This is a genomic window from Chryseobacterium lathyri, assembly GCF_030812195.1.
Taxonomy (GTDB): Bacteria; Bacteroidota; Bacteroidia; order Flavobacteriales; family Weeksellaceae; genus Chryseobacterium; species Chryseobacterium lathyri_A.
This window is the reverse complement of sequence record NZ_JAUSSF010000003.1, coordinates 726905-740124: the sequence shown is the minus strand read 5'-3', so window position 1 is coordinate 740124 and position 13220 is coordinate 726905. Positions and strand designations below refer to the sequence as shown.

General features: G+C 35.7%; 8 protein-coding genes. 6 read left to right on the top strand and 2 right to left on the bottom strand.

From position 1 onward, the window contains the following. Window positions 1-22 precede the first annotated feature (22 nt). From J2T03_RS18585 to yidC, 3 genes are all read left to right on the top strand, one after another. Window positions 23-592 carry a YceI family protein gene (locus J2T03_RS18585; RefSeq protein WP_307220826.1) on the top strand — a complete coding sequence of 190 codons (570 nt, stop codon included), beginning with the start codon at window positions 23-25 and terminating at the stop codon, window positions 590-592. Between the two features lie 311 nt (window positions 593-903). Next, window positions 904-2511 (top strand): CTP synthase, encoded by a 1608-nt coding sequence (locus J2T03_RS18580; RefSeq protein ID WP_306845069.1) that lies wholly within the window; start codon window positions 904-906, stop codon window positions 2509-2511. 179 nt (window positions 2512-2690) lie between these two features. Beyond that, complete coding sequence (gene yidC / locus J2T03_RS18575) at window positions 2691-4487, top strand: membrane protein insertase YidC (protein ID WP_306845068.1); 1797 nt, start codon at window positions 2691-2693, stop codon at window positions 4485-4487. A 94-nt stretch (window positions 4488-4581) separates the two neighbouring features. On the opposite strand, the gene J2T03_RS18570 is transcribed toward yidC, so the two are convergent. Beyond that, on the bottom strand, window positions 4582-5166 hold the full coding sequence (locus J2T03_RS18570; protein WP_307220824.1) for a ribonuclease HII: 585 nt from the start codon (window positions 5164-5166) through the stop codon (window positions 4582-4584). 593 nt (window positions 5167-5759) lie between these two features. Between J2T03_RS18570 and J2T03_RS18565 the strand changes: the two genes are divergently transcribed. From J2T03_RS18565 to argS, 3 genes are all read left to right on the top strand, one after another. Further along, window positions 5760-8822, top strand: coding sequence for a SusC/RagA family TonB-linked outer membrane protein (locus J2T03_RS18565; protein ID WP_307220823.1), 3063 nt, complete (start codon window positions 5760-5762; stop codon window positions 8820-8822). An 11-nt stretch (window positions 8823-8833) separates the two neighbouring features. Beyond that, window positions 8834-10258 carry a SusD/RagB family nutrient-binding outer membrane lipoprotein gene (locus tag J2T03_RS18560; protein WP_307220821.1) on the top strand — a complete coding sequence of 475 codons (1425 nt, stop codon included), beginning with the start codon at window positions 8834-8836 and terminating at the stop codon, window positions 10256-10258. A 136-nt stretch (window positions 10259-10394) separates the two neighbouring features. Continuing rightward, the gene (argS, locus tag J2T03_RS18555) at window positions 10395-12155 is read left to right on the top strand and encodes an arginine--tRNA ligase (protein WP_307220819.1); all 1761 of its coding nucleotides are present in this window, start codon (window positions 10395-10397) and stop codon (window positions 12153-12155) included. Between the two features lie 113 nt (window positions 12156-12268). Here the strand turns inward: argS and J2T03_RS18550 are convergent, their stop codons facing one another. Further along, the gene (locus J2T03_RS18550) at window positions 12269-13219 is read right to left on the bottom strand and encodes a YihY/virulence factor BrkB family protein (RefSeq protein WP_306845060.1); all 951 of its coding nucleotides are present in this window, start codon (window positions 13217-13219) and stop codon (window positions 12269-12271) included. Between the last annotated feature and the right edge of the window lies 1 nt (window position 13220).

Sequence of the window (13220 nt, the reverse complement as noted above, 5' to 3'; positions counted from 1 at the left end):
ACTCAACTAAAATTAAGTTATTATGAAAAAAGTATTTTTATCTTTCGTTTTCACACTGTTAAGCGTCCTGGGCTTCGCACAAACAGAATGGGCAGTAGATCCTATGCATTCTTCGGTGAACTTTAATATCAAACATATGGGTATTAGTTTTGTACAGGGCCGGTTTGATACATTTAAAGGAAGAGTAACAACTGATGGTGCCAATTTAGATAACGGCGTTTTTGATTTTGGGGTAGAAGTAAACTCTATTAATACAGGAGTAGAAATGAGAGATAAGCACCTTAAAAGTGCTGATTTTTTTGATGCAGATAAATATCCGGCAATAAGCTTTCACAGCACTTCTATTACCAAGGACAAAAATAATTCATACATTCTGAAAGGAACCCTGAAAATCAAGGAAACTGTAAAAGAAATAAGTGTTCCGGTAACATTCGGAGGAGTCACTAAAAACCAGCAGGGAAAAGAAGTGATGGGCTTTCAGACAAAATTCACAGTAAACCGTTTAGATTATGGAATTAAATACGATCCAACCGGTGCAGGAGTAGCTAAAGATGTGGAAGTAAGTTTATATTTTGAGCTGATAAAACAATAATTTTATAAAATAATTTAAATTCAAAGGGTTTTCTATAATTGGAAGCCTTTTTTATTGTCATCACCCTATCAGTACATTTAAAGCCATTCTTATGCAGGAATAATAAACCGAGATAAATCGCTGCTGGATTTTTGTTTTTCATTTATATACCGAAATCATGATGGTTATCGCTTTTTGGCATTGTGTTTATAAAATATAGAAAAAATTTCTAAGCAGAATTTATAAATGATTCAAGAGGATTTTTCGGTTTTCAAAATTTAAAAAATTGCTTTGTATCTCTTTTTCCCATAACTTTGCACAAACCTAATCTAATGAGTAAAAAGAATACAAAGTACATCTTTGTGACAGGAGGTGTAACTTCATCTTTGGGAAAAGGAATCGTGTCTGCTTCTCTAGGGCTTTTGTTAAAATCACGCGGTTTTAGCGTAACGATCCAAAAACTGGATCCTTATATCAACATCGACCCGGGAACACTGAATCCATATGAACACGGAGAATGCTATGTAACCGAAGATGGTGCAGAAACGGATCTGGATTTAGGCCACTACGAGCGTTATCTTGATGCTCCTACTTCCCAAAACAACAATGTTACTACAGGGAAAATCTACCAAACAGTTATTGAAAAAGAAAGAAAAGGGGACTTCTTGGGAAAAACGGTTCAGGTAATTCCTCATATCACCAACGAGATCAAGCGCAGAATCAAAATGCTTTCCAAGCAGAACTACGATATCATCATTACTGAGATCGGGGGAACTGTAGGGGATATTGAATCTCTTCCATACATTGAAACTGTACGTCAGCTGAAATGGGAACTTGGTGAGAAAAATTCTATGGTGATCCATCTTACCCTGCTGCCTTATCTTGCTTCAAGCGGTGAATTGAAAACAAAACCTTCGCAGCATTCCGTTCGTCAATTGATGGAAAGCGGAATAATGGCGGATGTTTTGGTTTGCAGAACAGAACATAAGATTCCGAAAGATCAGAGAGCAAAACTGGCTCAGTTTTGTAATGTTTCTTTAGACAATGTGATTGAATGTAAAGATCTGGAAACGATTTATGAAGTTCCTATCTATCTTCAAAAGCAGAATTTTGATGATGTTGTGTTAAAAGGCTTAGACCTTAAAAGTGATAAAGAGGCTGATCTTAAAGACTGGAAGAATTTCCTTAAAAAATTCCAGAATCCTAAAAAAACAGTAGAAATTGCTTTAGTAGGAAAATATATTTCTCTTCAGGATTCGTATATTTCTATCGCTGAAGCCTTCAAACATGCCGGTGCAGATCTTGAAACGGAAGTGAAAGTAAGATGGGTGTACAGTGGAGATATTACAGCAGAAAATATTAAAGATACCCTAAAAGGAGTGAATGGAATCCTTGTTGCTCCCGGATTCGGAGACAGGGGAATTGAAGGAAAAGTTCTTACTGCACAATATGCAAGAGAAAATAAAATTCCTATGTTGGGAATTTGCCTGGGAATGCAGATTATGACTATTGAATTTGCAAGAAATGTTCTTGGCCTTACCAAAGCGAATTCAATGGAATTTGATACGTCGACGCCGGATCCTGTAATTTCTATCATGGAAGAGCAGAAAAATATCGTTGACAAGGGAGGCACAATGCGTCTTGGAGCTTGGAAATGTTCCTTGAAAAATGGTTCCAAACTATATGATATTTACGGAACTAAAAATATTACAGAAAGACACCGTCACCGTTATGAATTTAACAGTGATTATCTTCAGGAATTTGAAAAGAACGGGTTTCTGGCAACAGGAACCAATCCGGAAACAGGTCTGGTAGAGGCTCTTGAGCTTCCTGATCATCCGTTCTATGTGGGAGTGCAGTACCACCCTGAATACAAAAGTACAGTAGCAACACCGCATCCTCTGTTCAGAGCTTTTATCAAGGCTTGTGAAAAGAAATAAGGTAATTGTTTACCATAAACGTCTTATAATAAACTCAGGCTGATTATTCTCAGCTTGAGTTTATTATATAGTAACATGGTAATGCATAGAGTTTTGATAAAAAAACAGTATTTTTGTCAGCTCAAAAAGCAACATACTGTGATGCTTGATTAAATTAAAAATTTTAATATAAAAATAAAATGCAACAAAACAAGGGAATCGATAAAAGTCAAATGATCAGTTTTGCGGTTTTATGTTTGGTTCTTTTCGGATTCATGTTCTATTTCCAGAACAAGCAGGCGAAAGAAGAGCAGTTAAAAGCTCAGGAACAGAAAGTCGAGCAGGTGAAAAATGCTGTAAAACAGACTCAGGCAAGCAATATCAATCCAAATGTAACTCCTGGTTCAATTCAAACTGCCAGTTTGAGCAACAAAGAACTGAACGTGGAATTCTCGAGCTTAGGAGGGCAGGTTTCTAAAGTACAGCTTTCACAATATAAAGCGTATGATCATAAAACAGATAAGGCAGATCTTCCTCTTTACCTGATCGACAAAAAGAACTCAAACTACGGTTTTCAGTTTAAAGATAAAACGGGAAAAGTAATCAATACTAAAGATTTGGTTTTTACCCCTGCTGTTAATGGAAATGCTGTAACGATGACAGCTAACTATAACAGTGCTGTTATTCAGTTTGTTTATACGTTGCTTCCAAAATATACACTGGATTTTAAAGTAAGAACAAAGGGTCTTGCTGCTATCACTGCAGATAATAAAGCGGATTTTATCTGGGATTACAGTGTAAGAAACTTGGAAAAGGGTAGAGCGCAGGAACAGTCCCACTCAGAATTCTCATATGCTTTCAATAATTATAAAGATTATGATTATGACGGGAGAACAACAATGGAAGAGGAAAAAGAAACTCTTAACTGGATTGGTGTAAAACAACAGTTTTTCTCTTCTGTAATCGAAGCTAAAAGCGGTTTCACACAAAGCAAAGGAAACCAGGAAGCTATTGAAGAAGGCGAATATCTGAAGAAACTTAATTTTGAAGGATTCGTACAGATGACAGGAAGCGAGCTTAATCAGGACTTTACCTGGTATTTTATGCCGCTTGATTTACCTCTGTTAAAATCATATGATAAAAACTTTGACGAAATATTACCACTAGGATGGTCTTTCATTGGATGGATGAACCGTGGGTTCTTTATGCCGATGTATAATATCATCGCAGATTGGGGACTTACAGCGGGTTGGGTGATTTTCTTAATGACGATTATTGTAAAGCTGATCTTATCGCCAATTATGTACAAGCAGCATAAGTTAAGTGCAATGATGAAGGTGATCCGTCCTGAAATTGATGAAGTAAATGCAAAGCTGAAAGATGCGGACCCAATGAAGAAGCAACAGGCTACTATGGAAATCTACCGAAAGGCGGGGGTGAATCAGATGGCGGGATGTCTTCCGGCATTGGTGCAGATTCCTATTTTCTATGCCTTATTCCGTTTCTTCCCGAACTTTATCGATTTGAGAGGTCAGGGATTCTGGTTTGCAAAAGATTTAACGGCTTATGATGATCTGATCAAACTTCCATTTAAAATTCCTTTCCTGGGGGATCATTTAAGTGTTTTTGCTTTGGCATGTACCATTGTGATTTTGATTTATACGGTAATGACTTCAGGAAATATGCAGCAGCCTCAACAGGAAGGAATGCCGAACATGAAAGTGTTAATGTATATTTTCCCGATCACATTCCTGTTCTTCCTGAATACATCAGCATCAGGTCTTTCATGGTATTATTTTGTATCCAATGCGATCAACATTCTGATTATCCTTGTTATTAAATACCTGATACTGGATGAAAAGAAAATCCATGCCCAGATTCAGGCAAATAAAGAAAAGCCGAAAGCTGAAGGTAAATTCCAGAAGAGAATGAGAGAGATGATGGAAAAAGCTCAGGAACAGCAAAAGGTTCAGGAGCAGCAGAAAAAAAAGAAGTAAGATAATAGTATAGTTTATTATAACATATAACAAAAGCGAAGCAGTAATCTGCTTCGCTTTTTATTTTTATTAAATTCTTTGAAACATTTCCTACTTAATCATACTTCAGCCTGAATGATTGTCTATGGTGTTTTGTTGGGCCGTATCTTATTAAAGCTTGCTGATGGGCCTTTGTGGCATATCCAAAATTCGTGTTCCAGTTATATTCCGGATATTCTTCGTGGAGCTCAATCATCAGTTTATCTCTATAATTTTTGGCCAGAATAGAAGCGGCTGCAATAGACAAAACTTTTGCATCTCCTTGTATGATGCACTGATGAGGAATATAATTATAGGGATGGAATTTATTTCCATCTACTAAAATCAACTCCGGAATTATTGTTAATTGGTCTAATGCACGATGCATGGCATGGATACTTGCATTAAGAATATTATGCTCATCAATAAATGAAGGGGGAAGTTCTGCAATAGCATAACTTTTTACATTATCTTTTATATAACTATCCAGTTCCATCCTCGTTTTGAATGTTAATTTCTTGGAATCATTAACCAAATTTGGCTTAAAACTATCATCCAAAATAACAGCTGCAGCCACTACCGGCCCGCTGAGGCACCCTCTTCCCACTTCATCACATCCAGCCTCGATGTAAAGTTCTGTCCATTTTTGTAATAAATCCATAAGTTTAATACTATCATACGATGGGGCAAAATTAGTAAATTACATTTTAATTAAATGAATGTCTGTTTTTATATATGTAGTGTTTATTTGCTATAAATATTGATCTATTATTAGAAGAATAGCATAAACATCAAACGAAGAGAATGTCCAAAATCCAGCATTTTGTTGTATAATATTATAAGCGAATATGCACCTTTTTAGTTAAAATATTTGAACAAATTTTTACTGTAATATGCTTACAACTATCGTTTAAAAGAAAAAAAATATAATATGCTTTGCATTGTATTTTATTTTTGTTGAACCTTTATTAATTATTTTTATATGATTAATGTCTTTGATAATCAGTTTGTTATTGCGTTTTTTTATTAATATTTTATATAGAAATTATCAATTAAAATGATTTGTATTTTTCTGAAAAAAAATATTGCTTATATAGTTTGTCTTTGTTAATTATTTTGTTTTTAACTTAATTTAATAATTTTTATAATAGTTATTTTAGAAATAAGTGAATATTTGATATTTTTTTAAGATTTTGTTTTGTGTTTTTAAGAAAGTTTTACAAATTTGTACAGGATACAAAATTAAAATTTGATATGAAGAAACTAACAGCAAGTCTGCTTGTTTTAGTATTGTCGTCTTCCATTGCTGTAGTCCATGCACAGCAGAAGAATGATACTATAAAAACAAAAGAAATTGAAGGGGTAGTGGTAACTGCACTCGGAATCAAAAGAGAAAAGAAAGCCCTAGGATATGCATCCCAGGAAATTAAAGGAGATGTGCTTAGAGAAGGTGCAAACACAGGAAATTTATCTAGTCAAATGGCTGGAAAGGCAGCTGGGGTACAAGTAGTTACAAGTGCAAACTTCGGAGGAGCTTCCAGTGTTGTGATAAGAGGAATGAAATCAATCGGGGGGAATAACCAGGCGCTCTTCGTAATTGATGGGGTTCCTGTAAGTAATAATAACAGTTCTATTTCATCGGATTATACGATTTTTGATGGTGGGAACTCAATATCAGATATTAACCCTAATGATATTGAAAGTATTAACGTACTGAAAGGAGCTGCCGCTTCTGCTTTATATGGTGAAAGAGCTTCAGCAGGGGTAGTCGTTATTACAACAAAAAAAGGAAAGTCCAGAAAAAATAATGAATGGGGAGTAACTCTTTCAACTGAATATCAATATGGTGAAATTGATAAATCAACATTTGCCAAATATCAGAATAAGTATGGCTCAGGATATGGAGGATCAAGTTTTTTAGATGCTGATGTTAATGGGGATGGAATTGATGACTTGGTAGTTGGAACCAACAATGATGCATCTGTTGGAACTGTATTTGATCCTAATTTAATGGTGTATCAATGGAATTCATTGTATCCACAGCTTCCGGGATATCACAAAGCTACACCTTGGGTAGCCGCAAAAAATACACCGGTTGATTTTTTCCAGGCAGCTCAAACAACTTCCAATTCTGTTACGATTGAAAAAGGAAATGAAACCTCTAGTATTTTAATTAATTATAATAATTTTTTAACGACTGGGGTAATGCCTAATTCTGAGCAGAAGAAAAATACGATTTCTGCCAAGTTCGATTATAAAGTTACTGATAAACTTAGTGCTACAGTATACTCGTCTCTAACAATGCAGAATACTAAAGGTAGAAATGCTACAGGATATAATGATAATATTCTTACAGGTTTCAGACAATGGTGGCAAACGAATACGGACATATATGAACTGAGAGATGCATATAATAATACCGGTCAAAATATCACCTGGAATTTAAATGGATATAGTGATCCGGACAACTTTTTTACACCAGCATATTGGAATAACCCATATTTTGACAGATACGAAAATTACCAAAGCGACAGTAGAAATAGATTTTTCGGTTATGGGATGTTAAATTATAAATTTTCGGATGCTGTTAGTGTGACAGGAAGGGTATCAACAGATTTTGCGTATCAGACAAATCAAGTAAGAAAAGCTGTAGGTAGTAAGGCGGAAGCTTTTGGTCTTTCCCAGCTAAATGCTGCTTCAGGATTTTACTTAAGTAATCTGTATACTAACGAAATGAACTTCGATTTGTTTGCAAATTACAACAAGAAATTTGATAATGAAATAAGTTTAGGAGGGGTATTGGGAACATCTATTAGACGAAACGTAATAGAAACTATAGATGCTTCTACAGAACCAGATCAATCTGGTGAAGGGTTGATTGTACCGGGTCTTTACGCAATAAGAAATTCTGCAGGTCAGGTTTTACCTACACAGGAAGTTAGAGCTACCTCTACATTACCGAGAGGGTACGCTCAGCTTTCATTGGGATATAAAGATACTTACTTTTTAGAAGGTACAGGAAGTTTAGATTTATCATCAAATCTACCTGACGGTGAAAATCTTTACTTTTATCCATCTGTATCTGCCTCTGTAGTATTGTCCAATCTTATAAATCAAAACTGGTTATCTTTCTGGAAGATAAGAGGTAACTGGGCTCAGGTAGGTAAGACAACAGATAATTATAGACTGATTGATACGTATAATATTAGAAGTTTATACAATGGTATTCCTATTGTGGATCCGTTCAGTTATAAAAATAATCCTAATCTAAAACCTGAAACATCTACAGAAGTAGAAGTGGGAATGGAGGCCAGATTTCTTAACAACAGAATTGGATTTGACGTAAGTGCTTATAAGACTAATTCCAAAGATCAGATTTTGATGGTTCCTATTTCTGGTGCTTCAGGATATACCAGAAAATGGTACAATGCCGGAGAATTAGAAAATAAAGGAGTAGAAGTACAGTTAAATGTAACTCCAATAAAAAGTACTGACTTTAAATGGGATATGAATATAAACTGGGCTATCAACAGAAGTAAAGTCTTAAGCCTTAACGAGGGAATTAATAATTTACAGTTGGGAAGTGGGGTGAATTCAGTAACATTTAATGCAGAAGTAGGAAAACCTTATGGAGAAATCCATGGAACAGATTTTGTCTATTCACCTGACGGCCAAAAAGTAATTGATCCTGAAACAGGAGCTTATATGATTACAACATCAAGAAACAACAGTATTGGTAATATTATGCCGGACTGGACTTGGAGTGTAAGAAACAGTATCAACTATAAAGCATTTACATTTACTTTCCTTATCGATGGACAGCAGGGAGGAGATGTGTTTTCGGGAGATATGCTGTACGGAACAGATACGGGATTATATCCTGAAACATTAGCTATCAGAGAGCCTGGTGTTATTCTGCCTGGTGTTGTGATGCAAAATGGGCAGTATGTTCAGAATAATGTGCCTTTGTCAGCAGATAATGCACCTTCTGAGACAGGGTCAATAAACGCTTCAGCAAACTATCCATCCAGCCAATTCGTATATGATGCAACATTTGTTAAATTAAGAGAGGCTGCTATCTATTTTGATATTCCAAAAAGTTTGTATGCCAATACATTTATTAAATCCATGAAATTTGGTATTTTCGGCAGAAATTTATGGATAATTCACAAAAACCTTCCTTATGCTGACCCTGAAGCTGGATACACTGGAGGATCTTCTATAGGGGTGAATGGAGGAAACCTTTCAAGAGGTTACTCTATTGGGGCAATGCCAACAACCAGAACTTTTGGTGCTAACTTTACTATTAACTTCTAAACTGCATTACAATGAAAAAAATAATAATAAGTCTTTTTGCTGCTGGGTTAGTGCTAACATCGTGCGGAAGCGATATAACGAGCCTGAATGATAATCCAACACAACCATCTGTAGTAAATACTGAGGTTATGTTTACCTCTGCAAGTGTGGGATTAGTTTCACAGATGACAACTCCTAGTGTAAACTTTAATAACTATAGATTCTTCACCCAACAATGGACAGAAACCCAATATATAGATGAAGCTGTTTATAATCTGGTGAAAAGAAGTGTACCTGATAATAACTGGAATAGAATGTATTCTCAGATGACAAAACTGGAACTGGCAAGAAATACAGCAAATTCTCTTTCGGATGCTTCGCTTAAAGCAAGCAGGATAGCAGTAATTGAAGCCTTGGAAATATATATTTTTGCTACATTGGTAGATACTTACGGAAATGTACCATATTCACAGGCAATTCAGGTAGATAAATATCCTACCCCGGTTTATGATGATGCTAAGACAATTTATGCTGACCTGATTAAAAGAGCAGATGCTGCCATTACAGCTTTGGAATCAAATTCTTCTTCAGGATTTGGTACTTTCGATCCTATTTTTGGAGGGAACAATGAGAAGGTAAAATTATTCTTAAATACACTTAAACTTAGAATGGGGCTTAATTTAGCAGATGTAAATAATGCTTTAGCAAAAGCTACAGTTGAAAGTGCCTATTCAAAAGGAGTAGTTTTAACTAATACACAAAATATTGGCCTTAAGTTTAGTTCTTCAGGACAGTTTACAAGTCCTGTATATCAGGAGATGGTTACAAGTGGAAGAAATGACTTTATTCCGGCAAACACATTTGTTGATGTACTGAATGCATCAAATGATCCAAGAAGAGCTAAATATTTTACCCTTAAAGACGGGGCTTATGTAGGTGGCTTATATGGTAAGCAAAATGTCTATGCAAACTTCTCTCATGTAAACGACAGCTTCTTGGTAGCGGATAGCATGGCTTATTTATTTGATGCTGCAGAAACTAGATTTATGCTTGCAGAAGCTGCAGAAAGAGGATACAGTGTTGGAGGAACAGCTGCTACTCATTTTACAGCAGGAATTCAAGCATCTTTAGATTTTTGGGGCGTAGCACCTGCTGAGCAAGCTGCTTATTTAGCTGCAAATAATTATGTAACACTACCTGGAACATGGAAGCAGAAAATTGGAAATCAAGCTTGGATAGCAGCATATAACAGAGGCTTTGAGGCTTGGGAGTTCTCAAGAAGATTAGACTTTAGAACTTTTGTTAAACCAGGTTCTAGAGCTGTACCTTTAAGAATGCCTTATCCGGTAAATGAAACCAGTGTAAACAATACAAACAGAACGAATGCGGCTGTAGCACAATGGGGTGCTGTAACTGGAGATGTACAGGGTAACAAAGTATTCTGGGATGTAAACTAACAAATCAAATTAATATATTTAACATTCATATCAAAAACCGCCTTCGGGCGGTTTTTTTATTTCCGTATATTTGTATCTCAAATTTTGAGATGAAATAAGACCATTCCATGTGGCCTTAAAAAAGTAATACATACACATGAATATTAAAGATAGTATAGAAAAGAAACTTGCAGAGATTATTTTAAATGTATATCAGTTAAAAGACATCAATCTGGAGATTCAGGAAAATAAAACGGAATTTGAAGGCGACTTTACCATTGTTACCTTTCCATTGGTGAAACAGCTTAAGAAAAATCCGGAAAGAATTGGCGTTGAGCTGGGAGAAGCTTTGACCGAGCAGTCTGATCTGTTCGAAAGTTTTAATGTGGTGAAGGGCTTCCTTAACGTTAAAGTACAGAACCAGTTGTTTGTAGATAGTTTTAGATCTGTAGGCAGTGATTTTGATACCATAGAAACGAAAAATTCTGCAGTAATGGTGGAATATTCTTCTCCGAATACCAATAAGCCACTTCACCTGGGACACGTAAGAAACAACCTGTTAGGTTTTTCTGTGGCTCAGATCTTAAAAGAGGCGGGTTATGATGTGATCAAATCACAAATCATTAATGACAGAGGAATTCATATTTGCAAATCTATGCTGGCCTGGGAAAAATTCGGGCATGGAGAAACTCCTGAAACGACAAATACAAAAGGAGACAAATTTGTAGGAAACTACTACGTGGAATTCGATAAGAATTACAAAAAAGAAATTGCTGAGCTTGTAGGACAGGGAATAGAAGAAGAACAGGCTAAAAAAGATGCTCCGCTGATCAAAGAAGCTCAGAAAATGCTGGTAGACTGGGAAAATGGGGATCAGCAAGTAAGAGACCTTTGGAACGAAATGAATTCCTGGGTTTATAAAGGATTCAATGAGACGTATCAAAGACTAGGAGTAGATTTTGACCAGGTTCAATATGAAAGCAATACCTATATTCTAGGAAAGGATCTGATTCAGGAAGGTTTAGACAAAGGCATTCTTTATCAGAAAGAAGATGGATCTGTATGGTGCGATCTTACTGATGAAGGTCTTGATCAGAAACTTCTGCTTCGTTCAGACGGCACTTCGGTTTATATGACTCAGGATTTGGGAACAGCTGTTCAGCGTTTCAAAGAAAATAATATCCAAAAGCTGATCTACACGGTAGGAAACGAGCAGGATTATCACTTCCAGGTTTTATTCAAGATCATGAAAAAGCTTGGATATTCCTGGGCAGATCAACTGTTCCATCTTTCTTACGGAATGGTAGAACTTCCTGAAGGAAAAATGAAATCCCGTGAAGGAACCGTAGTAGATGCAGATGATCTGATGCAGGAAATGTATGGGACAGCAAAATCTATCACTACAGAGCTGGGAAAACTGGAAGGGCTTTCTGAAGAAGAAAAAGAAATTTCTTATGAAATAATAGGATTAGCTGCTTTGAAGTACTTTATGCTAAAAGTAGATCCAAAGAAAAAGATGATGTTTAATCCTGCTGAAAGTGTAGAATTTTCAGGCAATACAGGTCCATTTATTCTTTATACTTATGCACGTATTCAATCGTTGCTGTCAAAGGCTGATGTAGATTACAAGGAAATTTCCGATGTAATCTTAAATCAATACGAGAAAGAATTGATCATGTTATTGACAAACTATAAAACTGTAGTTGCAAAATCAGCAGAAGCATTAAGCCCTGCTTTAGTAGCTAATTATGTTTATGATCTGGTTAAATCTTATAATTCATTCTATCAGAGTAATATCATTCTGAAACTGGAAGATGAAAAATTAAAACAATTCCGTTTAAATCTATCTGACCTTACAGCTAAAACGATCAAAAAGTCATTAGCATTGCTCGGTATCGGAACCGTAGACAGAATGTAAAAAAACAAAGCCTCCTGAAATTTTTTTGGGAGGCCATTTTTTTATGATGTAAAATATAATAAACAACTATTAGTACAATTGATCTTGTACCCAGGGATTGTATTAACTCGAACTCACACATCCCGAATCTCTTTGCTCTCTCTCAATTCATTTTCTCTTTTTACTTCTTTATACAGCTTCGCAGCGCTCCATTTTGCATGCTTGGAAAGAACAACTTTATAGCCCTTTTTGTAGTTGTACACTTTTGTAAATACGGCTCCGAAAAAGATAAGCATACACGAATAATTAATCCACATCATAATTAAAATAACGGTTCCTGCTGCACCAAATGTAGAAGTAGGTTTAAAATTACCAAAATACAGACTCAGTAAAAATTTACCTAATGTAAACAAAATAGTGGTGAGTAATGCCCCTTTCCATACCGGTTTCCAACTGATTTTAATATCAGGAAGTACTTTAAACATTAATGCAAACAAGAGCATCACCAATCCAAAACCAATGGCAAAATTCACAAACTCTACAAGCATATAGGTTTCAAGGCCAAAATAACTGGTGATCCAGTTGTTAAACAGACTGATCATTGATGATAAAATCATGGTGATCATCAGTAAAAAACCTAAAATAAGAATCATTCCTAACGAATTGGCTCTGTCTAGCAGAAACTTAACCAAAGCCTTTTTAGGAGCTGCTTCTACGTCCCAAAGCGTATTTAAAGTATGCTGCAGCTGAAAAAATAAAGTAGTGGAACCAAAAACTAAAGATCCTATCCCTACAATTTTCATGAAAATATTCTGCTTGTCAATGAGTGCTCCTGCAATCATTCCTTCAATGCTTTTAGCAACGTCTTTTCCCATCAATCCGCTGATCTGGTTACTGATCTCTCCACGGATAGCTTCTTCACCGAAAAAATTTCCTGCAATCCAAATAATAATAATCAATAGTCCTGGGATAGAAAAGATCGCATAATAGGCAAGACTTGCCGAATCTTTTGATGCGGAAGAATCATTCCATTCAGTAAAGGTTTCTTTAAGTACCTCCCAGAAAAACTTGATTGTATTGACCATA